General features: G+C 72.4%; 14 protein-coding genes. 12 read left to right on the top strand and 2 right to left on the bottom strand.

The window, feature by feature from the left end; genetic code table 11:
• Nucleotides 1-246: 246 nt before the first annotated feature.
• Nucleotides 247-789, top strand: coding sequence for a YbjN domain-containing protein (locus ACFV9O_RS12430; RefSeq protein ID WP_385415982.1), 543 nt, complete (start codon nt 247-249; stop codon nt 787-789).
• Between the two features lie 61 nt (nt 790-850).
• On the opposite strand, the gene ACFV9O_RS12425 is transcribed toward ACFV9O_RS12430, so the two are convergent.
• Both ACFV9O_RS12425 and ACFV9O_RS12420 read right to left on the bottom strand, forming a co-directional pair.
• On the bottom strand, nt 851-1927 hold the full coding sequence (locus ACFV9O_RS12425; RefSeq protein WP_385415979.1) for a hypothetical protein: 1077 nt from the start codon (nt 1925-1927) through the stop codon (nt 851-853).
• A gap of 241 nt (nt 1928-2168) precedes the next feature.
• Nucleotides 2169-3359, bottom strand: coding sequence for a pyridoxal phosphate-dependent aminotransferase (locus ACFV9O_RS12420; protein WP_385415976.1), 1191 nt, complete (start codon nt 3357-3359; stop codon nt 2169-2171).
• Nucleotides 3360-4092: 733 nt separating this feature from the next.
• Between ACFV9O_RS12420 and ACFV9O_RS12415 the strand changes: the two genes are divergently transcribed.
• The 11 genes from ACFV9O_RS12415 to kynU all read left to right on the top strand — a co-directional run bounded on the left by ACFV9O_RS12415 (nt 4093) and on the right by kynU (nt 15609).
• On the top strand, nt 4093-4611 hold the full coding sequence (locus ACFV9O_RS12415) for a DUF2617 family protein (protein WP_385415973.1): 519 nt from the start codon (nt 4093-4095) through the stop codon (nt 4609-4611).
• Between the two features lie 84 nt (nt 4612-4695).
• The gene (locus ACFV9O_RS12410) at nt 4696-6225 is read left to right on the top strand and encodes a polyamine aminopropyltransferase (RefSeq protein WP_385415970.1); all 1530 of its coding nucleotides are present in this window, start codon (nt 4696-4698) and stop codon (nt 6223-6225) included.
• Between the two features lie 68 nt (nt 6226-6293).
• The gene (locus ACFV9O_RS12405) at nt 6294-7208 is read left to right on the top strand and encodes an SRPBCC family protein (protein WP_385415968.1); all 915 of its coding nucleotides are present in this window, start codon (nt 6294-6296) and stop codon (nt 7206-7208) included.
• Between the two features lie 71 nt (nt 7209-7279).
• On the top strand, nt 7280-8029 hold the full coding sequence (locus tag ACFV9O_RS12400; RefSeq protein ID WP_385416030.1) for an aldose 1-epimerase: 750 nt from the start codon (nt 7280-7282) through the stop codon (nt 8027-8029).
• 93 nt (nt 8030-8122) lie between these two features.
• Complete coding sequence (gene pyrE, locus ACFV9O_RS12395; RefSeq protein WP_385415965.1) at nt 8123-8662, top strand: orotate phosphoribosyltransferase; 540 nt, start codon at nt 8123-8125, stop codon at nt 8660-8662.
• Between the two features lie 154 nt (nt 8663-8816).
• Entirely contained in the window at nt 8817-9839 is a 1023-nt protein-coding gene (gene fbaA, locus ACFV9O_RS12390) for a class II fructose-bisphosphate aldolase (RefSeq protein WP_385415962.1), read from the top strand.
• Nucleotides 9840-9918: 79 nt separating this feature from the next.
• The gene (locus tag ACFV9O_RS12385) at nt 9919-11073 is read left to right on the top strand and encodes a MalY/PatB family protein (RefSeq protein ID WP_385415960.1); all 1155 of its coding nucleotides are present in this window, start codon (nt 9919-9921) and stop codon (nt 11071-11073) included.
• A 293-nt stretch (nt 11074-11366) separates the two neighbouring features.
• A complete protein-coding gene (locus ACFV9O_RS12380; protein WP_385415958.1) occupies nt 11367-12845 on the top strand; it encodes an MFS transporter in 1479 nt (492 codons plus the stop codon).
• Nucleotides 12846-12912: 67 nt separating this feature from the next.
• Nucleotides 12913-13326, top strand: a complete 414-nt coding sequence (locus ACFV9O_RS12375; RefSeq protein WP_385415955.1) for a DUF3151 domain-containing protein — start codon at nt 12913-12915, stop codon at nt 13324-13326.
• 209 nt (nt 13327-13535) lie between these two features.
• Complete coding sequence (kynA, locus tag ACFV9O_RS12370) at nt 13536-14381, top strand: tryptophan 2,3-dioxygenase (protein ID WP_385415953.1); 846 nt, start codon at nt 13536-13538, stop codon at nt 14379-14381.
• Nucleotides 14374-15609: a kynureninase gene (gene kynU, locus ACFV9O_RS12365; RefSeq protein ID WP_385415950.1), complete on the top strand. Its 1236-nt coding sequence runs from the start codon at nt 14374-14376 to the stop codon at nt 15607-15609. Before kynA ends, kynU begins: the two co-directional genes overlap by 8 nt.
• The last annotated feature ends 28 nt before the right edge of the window (nt 15610-15637 follow it).

Genomic DNA, 15637 nt, shown 5'->3' with positions numbered 1-15637 from the left:
TTACGGGTGGGGGGGAGGGGGAGGGGGAGATGTTGTGGCGGGGGGGGGGGGGGGGGGGGGGGGGGGGGAGGGGGGGGGGGTGGGGGGGGGGTGGGGGGGGGGGGGGGGGTGGTGGTTTCCTTCCCCCCCCCCCCCCCCGCCCCGGGGTGCCGATCCGGACACGTCGTGCCGAAGGTCCGGTGGGGGTTGCCAGCCCCCGCCCGGGATGGGGGAGGATGGCCGCATCCGTACGAAGGGAAACACCCCGTGAGCATCGACCCGTCCTCGATTCCGAATTTCGGGGGCCAGCCCCAGCCTCAGGCCCAAGCACCGGCGGGCCCGGTCATCCCCGACCAGGACCTGGTCAAGCAGCTCCTCGACCAGATGGAGCTGAAGTACGTCGTCGACGACGAGGGTGACCTCGCGGCGCCGTGGGAGGAATTCCGTACGTACTTCATGTTCCGCGGCGAGGACGAGCAGCAGGTCTTCTCGGTGCGCACGTTCTACGACCGTCCGCACGCCATCGAGGACCGCGCCAAGGTCCTCGACGCGATCGACGACTGGAACCGCCGCACCCTGTGGCCGAAGGTCTACACGCACACCCACGAGGAGGAGGGCCAGCCCGCCTCCGTCCGTCTCATCGGCGAGGCGCAGATGCTCATCGGCACGGGCGTCAGCCTGGAGCACTTCGTGTCGTCGACGGTGAGCTGGGTGCGCGCCTCGATCGAGTTCGACAAGTGGCTCGTGGAGCAGTTCGGCCTCAAGCCCGCGGGCGGCGACGAGGACGAGAAGCCGGCCGACGACGCCTGAGCCGTTCGCCCCGCATTGCCTGAGGCATGGACCGTGGACCCATGGCCGTGGCGCTGTACCACTACAGCGCCATAGGCCCCAGCGTCACCAGATACGCCCCATAGCCGAACGACAGCCCGGCCAGGGCCACGATCACCGTGATCGCGGCCCTCGGCCGGGCTTTCGTCAGCGCGGACGCGAGCGGCAGCAGCAGCGGGAACGCCGGCAGCAGAAAGCGCGGCTTCGACTCGAAGAAGCCCGATCCGCCGATCGTGATCAGCACCAGCACGCCCGTGTACACGAGCAGCGGAAGCGGCGGCCGGTCCAGGGCGAACAGCGCGAAGAGCAGCATCCCCGCCCCCACGATCACCAGGGCCATCGGGAAGCCGAAGAACACCGGCGTGGTCACCATGGACCGCACCACCCGCAGGGACCCGAGGCCCAGGTCGAACCGCGACGTCCAGCCGTCCTGCACGGCGAAGTACCCGCCGACCGGGTCTCCCAGGCGCCTCCCGACCCAGAGCAGATAGCCGAGCCACCCGGACGGCGCAAGCGCGGCGGCCGCCCACACCCGCCGTCCGTTCTTCCCCCTGCGTCTGACGAGTTCGCACGCCGCCACGGCGACGACCGCCGCCGCGACCGCGATCCCGTTGGGACGGGTGAGCCCGGCCAGCGCCGCCAGCGAGCCCGCCCAGAGCCAGCGGCGGGTCACCAGCGCGTACAGCGACCACGCCGCGAAGGCGGTCAGGAGCGGCTCCGTGTACGCCATCGACAGCACGATCGAGTGCGGCAGCAGTCCCCACAGCAGGACGACGAAGGTCGCCAGGGTCCTGTCGTAGAGCCGTTCGAGGAGGGCGTAGATGCCCCACGCGGCGGCGCCCGCGGCCACCCAGGACAGCACCAGCCCCACCGTGCCCCCGGTCACCGGCAGGACCGTCGTCCCGGCCCGTACGAGCCCGGGGTAGAGCGGGAAGAACGCCAGATCGGACTGGACCGCGCCGTCCGGCCAGTACAGCGTGCGCCCGTAGCCGTGTGCGGCGATGCGGGTGTACCAGTCGGAGTCCCAGGACGTGGCGAGCAGGGCCCGCGGCGACTTGCCGATGTGCCAGGCCCACAGGGCCATCAGACTCATCCCGGTGAGCCGCGCCGCCGCGAACATCCCGAGCGCAGGGGCGGCCCGGTTCAGGGCGGCGCGCCAGCGGGGAACGGGCCGGGCATCGACTGACGTTGCTTTGTCGAGCGTCTCGGCGGACAGGGGGCACCTCCGTGCGCGCGCGTGATCGGTCAGTCAACTCGACGATCAGCGGCGCGGAGAGGCGGCGCGAGTGCTGCGCGGCCGTCCGGGTGGATCGCGGCCCGGGTGGGCGGTGCGTACGTGTGCTGCCTTGACGGCCTCCCGCTCAGCGGGTAGCGAGACCCTTCAGCCGTGCGACGGCCTCCTCCAGCACGTCCGTGCGCTTGCAGAACGCGAACCGTACGAACGGCGCGCCCTGCTCGCGGTGGTCGTAGAAGACCGCGTTCGGGATGGCCACGACACCGACGCGCTCGGGCAGCGCCCGGCAGAAGGCGAAGCCGTCGGCCTCGCCGAGGGGCCGGATGTCGGTCGTCACGAAGTACGTCCCGGACGGCCGGTACACGTCGAACCCGGCCGCGGCGAGCCCCGAGGCCAGCAGGTCCCGCTTGGCCCGCAGCTCGTCCCGCAGCCCGTCGAAGTACTCCTGCGGCAGCGCGAGCGCCTCGGCGACCGCGTACTGGAAGGGCCCGGCGGAGACGTACGTCAGGAACTGCTTGGCCGAGCGGACCGCGGTGACCAGCTCCGGGGTCGCGGTCACCCAGCCGACCTTCCAGCCGGTGAACGAGAACGTCTTGCCGGCCGAGCCGATGGTGACCGTCCGCTCCCGCATCCCGGGGAGGCTCGCGATCGGCGTGTGCTCGCCGTCGAAGACGAGATGCTCGTACACCTCGTCCGTCACGACCAGCAGATCCCGCTCGACGGCGAGCTCGGCGACCGCCGCGAGCTCCTCGCGGGTCAGGACGGTGCCGGTGGGGTTGTGCGGGGTGTTGAGCAGGATGATCCGGGTGCGGGCGGTGACGGCGTCGCGCAGCTCGTCCAGGTCGAGGTGGTACGCACCGTTCCCCGGCCGCAGCGTCACGGGTACGCGCGTCGCGCCCGCCATGGCGATGCAGGCGGCGTACGAGTCGTAGTACGGCTCCAGGGCGATCACCTCGTCGCCGGGCTCGGCGAGGGCGAGCAGGGCGGCCGCGATCGCCTCGGTCGCACCGGCCGTGACCAGCACCTCGGTGCCGGGGTCGTACGTGAGCCCGTAGCGCAGTTGCTGGTGCGCGGCGATCGCGGTGCGCAGCTCGGGGACGCCCGGGCCCGGCGGGTACTGGTTGCCGCGGCCGTCGCGCAGCGCGCGCACCGCCGCCTCCCGGATCTCCTCGGGGCCGTCGGTGTCGGGGAAGCCCTGGCCGAGGTTGATCGCGCCGGTGCGGACGGCCAGCGCCGACATCTCGGCGAAGATCGTCGTCCCGAATTCGGTGAGGCGGCGGTTCAGGAGGGGGCGCGCACTGGAGGTCATGGCGGCCATCCTGCGCGCAACCTCTGGACTTGCTCAAGTCTTCTTTGGGCCGCCGGGGACGGGGGCATCCCCCTCACACGCACACAGCGGTGCGACAGGAACAAGGACCGGTGCATCTGAGAAGCGCAGGTCATGAACGGGGAGGGTGGGGACGATGGCCGATGTGTTCGGGACCGTTTTCATTCTGGTGTTCGTCGTAGCGATGGTTCTGCTCGCCGCGTCCAGCTCGCGTCGGCGCCGGGGGCGCTCGCGCAGCAGGAGCGGCAGCTGGTGGGCCGGCGGGGGCAGCGGGGGTTCGTCGTGCGGCGGAGGTGCGTCGTGCGGCGGGGGGTCGTCGTGCGGCTCCTCCTGCGGGGGCGGAGGGGGCTGCGGCGGCGGAGGCAGCTGACACGGGGCAGCTGGTCCGTCGAGCGAGGAGGGCGCCCGGGTGGAGGTGAACGCAACTTCCCCCGGGCGTCGTCCTGTTGACGCACTGTGCACGTATCCGGCGGTCTCCCGTCCGGACCGGATGGGTTTCTGTTGAACAGTTGAACCGTAAGGCCCCCGAGGGGATGGAAACCACGGCAAGTTGGGTAAAAGGGCTGTGAGCGGCGCGCCCTTCATGATTCCCTCGCTGTTGAGAACATCCAGCCCTCGGAACCTCCTCACGGACCCCGAGCAGGCGGTCCCCTCTCCTCTGTGCTTCCTCCGGGGCGCCCCGGACCGCCCGTCTACCCGTTACGCGTGTTTGCGGAGCCGACCCATGCTCACGACCCTGAAAACGTCCTACACCGATACCCGCGCGGCCGATCTGGCCTGGGCGCTGGGTCGGGAGCCGCTGCCAGCCCTCGCCGCGCTCGACCTCGAACTGGCCGGGGCGAAGCTGCAGTTGAGACTGCTGGGCGCGTCCCACCAGGTGCTCCTCGAGGAGGAGCAGGGCGTCTGCTCCGAGACCGTCGCCTGCATCCCCGGCAGCAGCACGCCGCTGCCGCTCGGCGTGGCCAGGCGGATCGGCCCGTGGGAGTACGAGTTCGCGGCGCGCGTCGAGACGCTGTCGAAGGGCTCGTTCGCGGGGCGCGCGCAGGAGCTTCTCGCGCTGGTCGCGGACCATCCGAACGGGCTCGCGGGCACGTTCCCCGGCTCCCCGCACGCCTTCACGGCGATGGTGGCGCAGCGTTCGGAGGGTCAGGTGCGGTGGCGTACGTGGCATGCGTACCCGCAGGAGGGGCAGCTCGTGGTGACCCGGACGCGCGTCGGGGCGCGGATGCCCGCCGGGCGCTGATTTCACACATCACGGCGGCATTTTGCGGCAGTTGCACTCGTGTGGGTGACGTGATGCGACCGGCGTGTGACGTAGCGTTACGGCATGATCGACCCGCCTGCGCCAACACCGCTCCGGGGCGGGGCGCGACCGCTCCAGGGCGGGGCGCGGCTGCCCGTCCGTCCGGACGCGGGCCGGTTCCTCGTCCTCCTCGTGGTCTTCGTCTGCGCCGCCTGCGGCCTGGTGTACGAGCTCGAACTGGTCGCCCTCGCCACGTACTTGATCGGTGACTCGGTCACCCAGGCCTCCGTGGTCCTCTCCGTCATGGTCTTCGCGATGGGCCTCGGCTCGCTGCTCGCGAAGCGGCTGCGCTGCCGTGCGGCCGTCGGCTTCGGCGTGGTGGAGGCGGCGCTCGCGCTGATCGGCGGCTGCTCGGCGCTGGTGCTGTACGCGGCGTTCGCATGGCTCGGCGAGGCGCGCTACGCCCTGGTGGGGTTCTCGCTCGCGATCGGGGTGCTGATCGGTGCGGAGATCCCGCTGCTGATGACGCTGATCCAGCGCGCGTCGCGGCGCGCCGGCCGGGAACAGGACGCGGCGGGCACGGTCGCCGATCTGTTCGCGGCGGACTACGTGGGCGCGCTCGTCGGCGGGCTCGCCTTCCCGTTCCTGCTGCTGCCGTGGCTCGGGCAGCTCACCGGTGCACTGCTGACGGGCGCGGTGAACGCGGTGGCGGGCGGGGCGCTCGTGCTCTGGCTGTTCCGGCACGACCTCTCGGCGCGGGCGCGGTGGTGGCTGCTCGTCGCGAACCTGACGGTGCTGGCGGTGCTGGCCACGGCGACGGCGCTGGCCGGGGACTTCGAGGCGGCGGCGCGGCGGGCGGTGTACGGGGAGCCGGTGCGGGTGGCCGTGCGCACGGGGATGCAGGAGGTCGTGCTGACCGGGGCGCAGCACGGGACGCTGGACCTCTTCCTGGACGGGCGCCTGCGGCTGAGCGGCCGGGCCGGCGAGCGGTACCAGGGGGCGCTGGTGCGCCCCGCGATGCGCGGGCCGCACGCGCGTGTGCTGATCCTCGGCGGCGGCGACGGGCTGGCGGCCCGCGAGGTGCTCCGGTACCCGGGCGTGCGCTCGGTGACCCTCGTCGAGCGCGACCCGGGGATGGTCAGGCTGGCCCGCACGGACCCGGCGCTCGCGGCGCTGAACGGGCAGGTGTACCGGGACGCCCGGCTGCACGTGGCGTACGCGGACGCGTTCGTCTGGCTGCGCTCGGCGGCACACGGCGACTACGACGTGATCGTCTCGGACCTGTCCGACCCCGGGACCACGCCCAGCGCGAAGCTCTACTCCCAGGAGTTCTACGGCCTCGCGGCCGGTGCCCTGGCGGACGGCGGCCGCATCGCGGTGCACGCGGGACCGCTCGCCCAGCGGTCCCGCGTCTTCTGGACGGTCGACTCCACCATGCGGGCGGCGGGCCTCGCGACCGTGCCGTACCGGGCGCCGGGCCTGTCCGACTGCGGCTTCGTCCTGGCGGCGCGGGGGACGCCGCCGAGGCTGGGGACGGGCGCGGTGAGCGTGGAGGACCGGCGGCTCCGGGGGCTGCCCGAGTCGACGCTGGTGCGACCGCGGTACGCCGAGTGACGGTGTGAACGTGCCGGTTCTGCGCAGAACCGCTCCGCGCGGGCCCGGGCTGAGTAGGCTCGGCTGTCATGGAGCATGAGGTGTTCGTTCCGGTTCCGGCAGAGACCCTCCGGCAGACGCTGGCCGATCCCGCCCGCGTCGCGCGCTGCGTCCCCGGGCTCCAGCAGGATGCCGATGCCTCGGCCGGCCCGCTCGCGGGTCGTCTGAAGATCCGTGTGGCCGGCCACACGATCACCTATCGCGGCGCCCTGCGGATCACCGAGCAGGGCGGCGACTTCGCGGTCGAGGGCGAGGGCACCGAGGCCCGCGGTCCGGGCTCCGCCAAGCTCGCCCTGACGCTCCGGCTCACCCCGGCGCAGGGCGGCACGACCCTCAGGTTCAGCGGCACGTCCCACGCGGAGGGCCGCCTCGCGGACCTTCCCGAGGACACGACCTCCCAGGCGGCCACCCGTCTCCTGGACCGCTTCGCCTCGTCACTGGCGTCCACGGCGACGGCGGCGTCGACGGCGGCGGCTCCCGAGGCGGCGAGTCCCGACCCGGTGGTTTCGTTGGACGCGGACGAGGCGTCTGCGGACGAGGGCGCTGAGAGCGACGCGAGGGCCGAGAGCGTCGAGGCCGTCGACGAAACCGAAGCCGTCGAGAGCGTCGAAGGTGCCGAGGGCGCCGAGGGTGCTGATGTGGACGAGGCCGACGCCGCGTCCGTGTTCGAGGTCGACGTACCGCCCTCCGCCCTGGAGCCGATGGCCGAGGACGAGTTCGGCGAGGACGACGAGCCCCCGGCCGAGGCCGCACACGCACGGCGGACCATGATCGGGCGGAGCGCCGAGGAAGTCGATCACGCCCCGCCGCGCGGGCGGTACGCGCCCGTCCCCGCGCCGCAGCCCGCAAGCGCGCGGGGCACCCTCCGCTGGCTCGCGCCCGCCGCGGCGATCGCGGTCGCGTCCGCCGTCGTGGTGAGTCGGGCACTGCGACGCCGCAGGTAGTCCACCAGTAGTGTCGGGGTGTGAGTAGCGAAGAGAGCGTCCGGCTCACCGCCGGCGACGTCGAGCTGACCATGGACCCTGCGAACGGCTGCCGGATCAGCAGCCTGCGGATCGCAGGGACCGAGCTGCTGCGCCAGGGCGAGCGGTACGGGTCCTTCCCCATGGTCCCCTGGTGCGGCAGGACCGCGAACGGCCGGTTCATCAACGGCGGCGTACCGCACCAGCTGCCGGTCAACGCCCCGCCCCACGCCATCCACGGCACCGGCCGCGACACCGCCTGGCGCACCGCCCGCACCGGCCCGGACTCCGCCGTGTTCACGTACGAACTCGGCGACCCCTGGCCGTACAGCGGACTGGTCACCCAGACCGTGGAGCTGACCGCGGACTCGCTCACCCTCCAGCTCGGCATCGAGACGTACGACGTGTCGTACCCCGCCCAGGCCGGCTGGCACCCCTGGTTCCTGCGCAACGCCTTCCCCGGCGGCAAGGACGTCCAGATCGCCTTCACCGCCGACTGGCAGGAGGAGCGCGGCCCCGACCACCTCCCCACCGGCCGCCGCATCGGCCCCACCCCCGGGCCCTGGGACGACTGCTTCGGCATGCCCGACGGGGTCGACGTCACCCTCACCTGGCCCGAGTGCCTGGAGCTCACCGTGAAGAGCCGCGCCGAGTGGGTCGTCATCTACGACGCGGAGGCCGAGGCGGTCTGCGTCGAGCCCCAGTCCGGCCCGCCGAACGGCCTGAACACCCACCCGCGCCTGGTCACCCCCATCGACCCGCTGGAGGTCGCCACGACCTGGAGCTGGCGGCGCCTGGGCTAGCGACGTCCTGCGGATCAGGCCGGATCGGCGGGCTCGCGTGCCAGGGCACGCGAGCCCGGCAAGATCCGCACGACACCGCCTAAGCTCATGGGCATGACTGACGTACGCGCTGAGCTGCTCCAGCAGATCAAGGACAAGGCCGTGGTGCACGGCAAGGTGACCCTCTCCTCGGGTCGTGAGGCCGACTACTACATCGACCTGCGCCGGATCACGCTGGACGGAGAGGCCGCGCCGCTGGTCGGTCAGGTCATGCTCGACCTGACCAAGGAGCTGGACTACGACTGCGTCGGTGGTCTGACGCTGGGCGCCGACCCCGTCGCGACCTCGATGCTGCATGCCTCCGCCGCGCGCGGCGGGCGCCTGGACGCCTTCGTCGTACGGAAGGCCCAGAAGGCGCACGGGATGCAGCGCCGTATCGAAGGCGCCGACGTCAAGGGCCGTCGCTGCCTCGTCGTCGAGGACACCTCGACGACGGGCGGTTCGCCGCTCACCGCCGTCGAGGCGGTGCGCGAGGCGGGCGGCGAGGTCGTCGCGGTTGCCACGATCGTGGACCGCGGCGCGGCCGACGCCATCGCGGAGGCCGGGCTGACCTACCTCACGGGCTATCAGCTTTCGGACCTCGATCTGGCCTGACCTGCGGTTTTGCGGAGGGGCGGGGTTTCACGTGAAACGTCCCGCCCCTGGGACCGGGAACCTGCGTGGGCGTCTGGAAAGATAGGTGCGACGATGACGTCGCCCCCAGGTCAGGGCCAAGCAACGCAAACCGCACATCACAAGGAGCGGACAGATGCCCATCGCAACCCCCGAGGTCTACGCCGAGATGCTCGACCGGGCGAAGGCAGGCAAGTTCGCCTACCCGGCCATCAACGTCACCTCGTCCCAGACCCTGCACGCTGCGCTGCGCGGCTTCGCGGAGGCCGAGAGCGACGGCATCATCCAGATCTCCACCGGTGGTGCGGAGTTCCTGGGCGGCCAGTACAACAAGGACATGGTGACCGGCGCGGTCGCGCTCGCCGAGTTCGCGCACATCGTCGCCGCCAAGTACGACATCACGGTCGCGCTGCACACGGACCACTGCCCGAAGGACAAGCTGGACGGCTACGTCCGCCCGCTGCTCGCGGTCTCCGCGGAGCGCGTCGCGAAGGGCCAGGACCCGCTGTTCCAGTCGCACATGTGGGACGGCTCCGCGGAGACCCTCGCCGACAACCTGGCCATCGGCCAGGAGCTGCTGGCGCAGGCTGCCGCCGCCAAGATCATCCTCGAGGTCGAGATCACCCCGACCGGCGGCGAGGAGGACGGTGTCTCGCACGAGATCAACGACGAGCTGTACACCACGGTCGAGGACGCCATCCGCACCGCCGAGGCGCTCGGTCTGGGCGAGAAGGGCCGCTACCTGCTGGCCGCGTCCTTCGGCAACGTCCACGGCGTGTACAAGCCGGGCAATGTCGTACTCCGCCCCGAGCTGCTGAAGGACCTGCAGGCCGGCGTCGCCGCGAAGTTCGGCAAGGCCGACCCGTTCGACTTCGTCTTCCACGGCGGCTCCGGCTCCACCGCCGAGGAGATCGCCACCGCGCTGGAGAACGGCGTCGTGAAGATGAACCTCGACACCGACACGCAGTACGCCTTCACCCGCCCCGTCGCGGACCACATGTTCAAGAACTACGACGGTGTGCTGAAGGTCGACGGCGAGGTCGGCTCCAAGAAGACCTACGACCCGCGCAGCTGGGGCAAGCTGGCCGAGGCCGGCATGGCCAAGCGTGTGGTCGAGGCGTGCGGTGCGCTGCGCTCCGCGGGCACGAAGCTGAAGTAAGCGAGACCGAGCCAGACGCGAGGCCCGGCACCGGTTTTCGGTGCCGGGCCTTCTTCCTGTCCTGTCCGGAGGGCGCACGATGACGACGTACGACTTCGACCTCACCGTCGACCGCCGCGGCACCGCGTGTGTGCAGTGGGACGGTGTCGCGGACCGCTTCGGAGTGGACGGACTGCTCCCGTTCACCATCTCCGACATGGACTTCCCCTCACCGCCGCAGGTGCTCGACGCTCTGCGGGAGCGGCTCGCGCACGGAGTGTTCGGCTACACCGACTGGCGGCTCGGTGACTTCCGCGCGGCGATACGCGAGTGGTACGCGTCGCGGTACGGAACGGAGCTCGACCCGGAGCGGATCGTGTACGGGCCGTCCGTGCTCAACCAGCTGTCGCAGCTGCTGCGCATGTGGACGGAGCCGGGCGACGGCGTGGTCGTCCACACGCCGACGTACGACGGCTTCCGCAAGGCGGTCTCCGGCCTCGGACGCGAGCTGCGCGGGGTGCCGGTGGGCGATGCCGAGGCTCTCGAGCGGGAGCTTGCGCGGGACGACAGCCGCGTTCTGCTGCTGTGCTCGCCGCACAACCCGACGGGGCGGGTGTGGACGGAGGGGGAGCTGCGCGAGATGGCGCGGCTCGCGGAGACGTACGGCGTCGCCGTGATCAGCGACGAGATCCACGCGGACTTCGTGCACCAGGGGTACCGGCATCTGCCGTGGACGAGGTTCGCGGGGGAGCGCGGTCGCTGGGCGGTGATCACGTCCGGGTCGAAGACCTTCAACTTTCCCGCGCTGACGGGTTCGTACGGGATCGTCGGCGACCCGGAGGAGCGCGCGGCGTTCGTTCGGCGGATGGAGACGGGCGAGGGCCTCGGCTCGCCCGCGGCGCTCTCGCTGACGGCGCATATCGCCGCGTACCGTCAGGCGGGGGAGTGGCTGGACGCGCTGCGCGCGTACGTGGCCGGGAATCTGTCGCTGGTCGCGGACCGGCTGAACAGGGAGTTCCCGGTCCTGGGCTGGACGCCGCCCCAGGCCGGGTACCTCGCGTGGATCGACCTGCGGGCCCTGGGCGTGCCGGACGAGGCGCTCCAGCGGGAGCTGATCGAGCGCGAGAAGGTCGCGATCATGCCGGGCGGGGTGTACGGCGCGCCGGGCTTCGTCCGCCTCAACGTGGGCTGCCCACGGGTGAAGGCGGAGCAGGGCGTCGACGCCCTCGTCCGCGCCCTGACCCGCCTGACCTGACGGTCCCGGCGCGTCGCCCCGGTCCGCCCGGCGGGCGGGCGCGGGGGTGGCCGGCACGGGGGCGGCCCAGGTGTCCGTCATCGAGGGCCGGACGGGCTGGAAGGTTGCCCCGTACCGGGGTGTCCGTCCTCAACGCCGGAGGGGCTGGGAACAGGGCGAAGCCCCGGTCCGGGAAGGGGCGGGGTGGGGACAGGCCCGCGGCCTCGGGGGCCCGGGGCGGAGCCCCGCAGAGCGGGGTCGAAGGCGGAGTCCCCAGGGTGGTGGGCGGGAGTACGCGCGGGGATGATCGGCGTATGGACATCAGGCTGGCGTCACCGACCGGTCGCTGGGTGGTGCTGACGACCGTCCTGGGCTCCAGCATGGCGTTGCTCGACTCGACCGTCGTGAACGTCGCGCTGCCGCACATCGGCGACGATCTCGACGCCGATCTGGCCGCGCTGCAATGGATCGTCAACGCGTACTTGCTGACGCTCGCCGGCCTCATCCTGCTCGGCGGGGCGCTCGGCGACCGGTACGGGCGGCGGCGGGTGTTCGTCGTCGGGGTCGCGTGGTTCGCGCTGGCCTCGCTGGCGTGCGGGCTGGCGCCCAACGCGCCCGTGCTGATCATCGCCCGCGCCCTGCAGGGCGTCGGCGGGGCGCTGCTCACGCCGGGATCACTGGCGATCATCCAGGCGAGCTTCCACCCGGACGACCGGGCACGGGCCGTGGGGCTGTGGTCCGGGTTCGGGGGCATCGGTGCGGCCGTGGGGCCGTTCGTCGGCGGATGGCTGGTCGACGGCCCCGGATGGCGGTGGGTGTTCCTGCTGAACGTGCCGCTGGCCGCGCTGTGCGTGCCCGTCGCGCTGCGGCACGTACCCGAGTCCCGGGACCCGGCCGCGCACGGCCGGTTCGACGTGCTGGGGGCGGTGCTCTGCGCGCTGGGCCTCGGGCTCGTGACGTACGGGCTCATCGACGAGTTGTGGTGGGCCGGCGCGGCGGGTGTCGTGGTGGCGGCCGCGTTCGTGGTCGTCGAGCGGCGCACGCCCGAGCCCATGCTGCCACCCTCGATCTTCGCCTCGCGGCAGTTCACCGCGGTCAACCTGGTGACCATGTGCGTGTACGCCGCGTTCGGCGGGTACTTCTTCCTCGCCTCCCTGCAGCTCCAGGTCGTCTCGGGCTACTCCGCCCTCGCCGCCGGCGTCGCCCTGCTGCCCACCACCGTGCTGATGCTCCTGTTCTCCGCCCGCTCGGGGGAGCTGGGGGAGAAGATCGGCCCCCGCATCCCGCTCACCGCCGGCCCGCTGATCTGTGCCGTCGGCATGCTGCTGATGCTGCGGGTCGGCGAGGACGCCTCGTACGTCGCCGACGTGCTGCCCGCGACGCTGGTGCTCGGGCTCGGCATGGTGACCCTGGTCGCCCCGCTCACCGCCACCGTCCTGGCGTCCGTCGACACCGCGCGGGCGGGCATCGCCAGCGGGATCAACAACGCGGCCGCCCGTGCGGCGGGCCTCCTCGCGGTGGCCGCGCTGCCGCTGCTGGCCGGGATGGGGCCGGAGGCGTACCGGATGCCGGCGGAGTTCGAGGCGACCTTCCGGCGCGCGATGCCGATCTGCGCGGGCGTGCTCGTGCTGGGCGCGGTGATCGCGTGGGCGACGGTACGGCGGCCGCCGCCGACGTGCGCCCTACCCGAGTGCAGGGTGCAGTGCGGGGTCGGCGCGCCCGCCCTGGAGCGCCCCGAGAAGCCGTCGCCCGAGCAGGGCGCTCCCGGCCGGCCGGGAGCGACCCCGGGGTGAGGCCTCGGGGTGAGCGGGGGTGGCCTCAGCGTGAGACCGCCCCACCCCTTCTGTGACACTTGAGGACATGGCCATCCACGAAAACCTGCTGGGGGGACCGCCCCCCACCCACCTGCCCGACGACCCGGAGCCCCGGGAGCTGCTCGCGAACGGCACCGCCCCCGCCGACGTCGCCGCGAAGTACCCGACCTCCTCGCTCGCCTGGGCCCAGCTCGCCGACGATGCGTTCGAGGCCGGCCGCGTCGTCGAGTCGTACGCCTACGCCCGCACCGGCTACCACCGCGGCCTCGACGCGCTGCGCCGCAGCGGCTGGAAGGGCCACGGCCCGGTGCCCTGGGAGCACGAGCCGAACCGCGGCTTCCTGCGTGCCCTGCACGCCCTCGCCCGCGCCGCGCAGGCCATCGGTGAGCAGGGTGAGTACGAGCGCTGCACGACGTTCCTGCGCGACTCGTCGGAGACAGCCGCGGAGACCCTCGGCTGACGAGGGCCGTCGCCCTCGTGACCGTCGCCCGACTCGGACCCCGTGCCGACCGGAACCGTCGCCCGACCAGGGGCGGGCGCCCTCCTGGCGTCCGCCCCTGGCGGTGCGGGCGGAGCCTCTGTTTATGATGCCCGCAGGGGACCGGAGCTCCGAAACCACCAACGGAAAGGGGCGGACCGCTACCCGGACACTTGTGTCAGGAGACAGCGATGTCGCAGTATCCCGATGCCTCCGGAGCCGGTTCGGAGACCCCGAACCTCGACTTCGCGGGCACGACCCCGTACGAGGACTACGTCCAGGCGGACGTCCTCACCCATCTCCAGCACCCGCTCTCCGACGATCCCGGAGAGATGGTCTTCCTGGTCACCACCCAGGTGATGGAGCTCTGGTTCACCGTCATCGTCCACGAATGGGAGACCGCGTCCCACGCCCTCCGCCGCGACGATCTGCCCGTCGCCATGGACGCCCTCAAGCGGTCCGTACGCGAGCTGGACGCGCTGAACGCCTCGTGGAAGCCGCTCGCGCAGCTCACCCCCATGCAGTTCAACTCCTACCGCAGCGCGCTCGGCGAGGGCTCCGGCTTCCAGTCGGCCATGTACCGGCGGATGGAGTTCCTGCTCGGCGAGAAGTCGGCGTCGATGCTCGTGCCGCACCGCGGCGCCCCGCGGGTGTACGCAGAGCTGGAGAAGGCGCTGCAGGAGCCGAGCCTGTACGACGAGGTCCTGCGGCTGCTCGCGCGCCGCGGACTGCCCGTCCCGCAGGCCGTCCTCGACCGTGATCTGTCACAGCGCTACGAGCCCTCGCCCGAGGTCGAGCGGGTCTGGGCGAGCGTCTACGCCGATGACGACCAGCACGCCGAACTCGTACGCCTCGGCGAGGCGCTGACCGACGTCGGCGAGCTGGTCTGGCGCTGGCGCAACGACCACCTGGTCGCCACCCGGCGGGCCATGGGCTCCAAGACGGGCACCGGCGGTTCGGCGGGCGTCGCCTGGCTGGAGAAGCGGGCCGCGAAGAACGTGTTCCCCGAGCTGTGGACGGCGCGCAGCCATGTCTGATCTTTCGATGGACCTGGCCGAGAAGGCCGCGGCGCTGGACGCCGCAGACGAACTGGCCAAGCAGCGCGAGCTGTTCGCGCTCGACTCCTCGGTCGTGTACCTGGACGGGAACTCGCTGGGCGCGCTGCCCCGCCATGTCCCCGACCGCATGGCCGACGTCATCACGCGTGAGTGGGGCGAACTGCGCATCCGCTCCTGGACCGAGAGCGGCTGGTGGACCGCGCCCGAGCGGATCGGCGACCGCATCGCCCCGCTCGTCGGTGCCGCCCCCGGGCAGATCGTCGTCGGCGACTCGACGAGCGTGAACGTCTTCAAGGCGCTGGTCGCGGCGGTCCGGATGGCCCCGAGCGACCGGAACGAGATCGTCGTCGACGCGACGACGTTTCCCACGGACGGGTACATCGCCGAGTCCGCGGCACGGCTGACCGGCCACCGTCTCGTGCCCGTCGCCCCCGCGGAGCTGCCCGCCGCGCTGGGGCCCCGCACCGCGGCCGCGCTGGTCAACCACGTCGACTACCGCACCGGCAGGCTGCACGATCTGCCGGCGCTCACCGCGGCCGTGCACGAGGCCGGCGCGCTCGCCGTCTGGGACCTGTGCCACACCGCGGGCGCGCTGCCCGTCGGCCTCGACGAGCACGGTGTGGACCTCGCGGTCGGCTGCACCTACAAGTACCTGAACGGCGGCCCGGGTTCGCCGGCGTACCTGTACGTGGCCGAGCGCCACCAGGACCGCTTCGACTCGCCGCTCCCCGGCTGGAACTCGCACGCCGACCCCTTCGCCATGACCTCCGGGTTCCAGGCGGCGGACGGGGCGGTACGCGGCCGGGTCGGCACGCCCGACATCCTCTCGATGCTGGCGCTCGAGGCCGCCCTCGACGTCTGGGACGGGGTCTCGGTGGAGGCGGTACGGGCCAAGTCGCTCGCCCTCACCGACTTCTTCCTGGAGTGCGTCGAGGCATACGTCCCCGAGGGGAGGGTCACCTCGCTGACGCCGGGTGCGCACGCCGAGCGCGGCAGCCAGGTCGCGCTGTCGTGCGAGGGGGCTCCCGCCGTCATGGAGGCCCTGATCGCGCGCGGCGTGGTCGGCGATCTGCGCCGCCCTGACGTGCTGCGATTCGGTTTCACTCCGCTGTACGTCGGGTTCGCGGACACCGAGCGGGCGGCACGGATCCTGGCGGACGTGCTGGCCGGGGTTCCGGCCGAGGTTCCCGAAGGGCCGCTCGGCTGATCGCGGGGGGCCGGGGTGCTGGTACCGT

This window comes from Streptomyces sp. NPDC059909 (assembly GCF_042730885.1).
In the GTDB taxonomy this organism is placed as follows: Bacteria; Actinomycetota; Actinomycetes; order Streptomycetales; family Streptomycetaceae; genus Streptomyces.
This window is presented reverse-complemented; position numbering and strand designations above follow the sequence as displayed.

Excerpts from the sequence above, each read along its gene's own strand:
- ACFV9O_RS12425 (WP_385415979.1), bottom strand. The coding sequence starts at position 1,927 with ATGTTCGCGGCGGCGCGGCTCACCGGGATGAGTCTGATGGCCCTGTGG.
- ACFV9O_RS12420 (WP_385415976.1), bottom strand. The coding sequence starts at position 3,359 with ATGGCCGCCATGACCTCCAGTGCGCGCCCCCTCCTGAACCGCCGCCTC.
- ACFV9O_RS12415 (WP_385415973.1), top strand. The coding sequence starts at position 4,093 with ATGCTCACGACCCTGAAAACGTCCTACACCGATACCCGCGCGGCCGAT.
- ACFV9O_RS12410 (WP_385415970.1), top strand. The coding sequence starts at position 4,696 with ATGATCGACCCGCCTGCGCCAACACCGCTCCGGGGCGGGGCGCGACCG.
- ACFV9O_RS12405 (WP_385415968.1), top strand. The coding sequence starts at position 6,294 with ATGGAGCATGAGGTGTTCGTTCCGGTTCCGGCAGAGACCCTCCGGCAG.
- ACFV9O_RS12400 (WP_385416030.1), top strand. The coding sequence starts at position 7,280 with ATGGACCCTGCGAACGGCTGCCGGATCAGCAGCCTGCGGATCGCAGGG.
- pyrE (WP_385415965.1), top strand. The coding sequence starts at position 8,123 with ATGACTGACGTACGCGCTGAGCTGCTCCAGCAGATCAAGGACAAGGCC.
- fbaA (WP_385415962.1), top strand. The coding sequence starts at position 8,817 with ATGCCCATCGCAACCCCCGAGGTCTACGCCGAGATGCTCGACCGGGCG.
- ACFV9O_RS12385 (WP_385415960.1), top strand. The coding sequence starts at position 9,919 with ATGACGACGTACGACTTCGACCTCACCGTCGACCGCCGCGGCACCGCG.
- ACFV9O_RS12380 (WP_385415958.1), top strand. The coding sequence starts at position 11,367 with ATGGACATCAGGCTGGCGTCACCGACCGGTCGCTGGGTGGTGCTGACG.
- ACFV9O_RS12375 (WP_385415955.1), top strand. The coding sequence starts at position 12,913 with ATGGCCATCCACGAAAACCTGCTGGGGGGACCGCCCCCCACCCACCTG.
- kynA (WP_385415953.1), top strand. The coding sequence starts at position 13,536 with ATGTCGCAGTATCCCGATGCCTCCGGAGCCGGTTCGGAGACCCCGAAC.
- kynU (WP_385415950.1), top strand. The coding sequence starts at position 14,374 with ATGTCTGATCTTTCGATGGACCTGGCCGAGAAGGCCGCGGCGCTGGAC.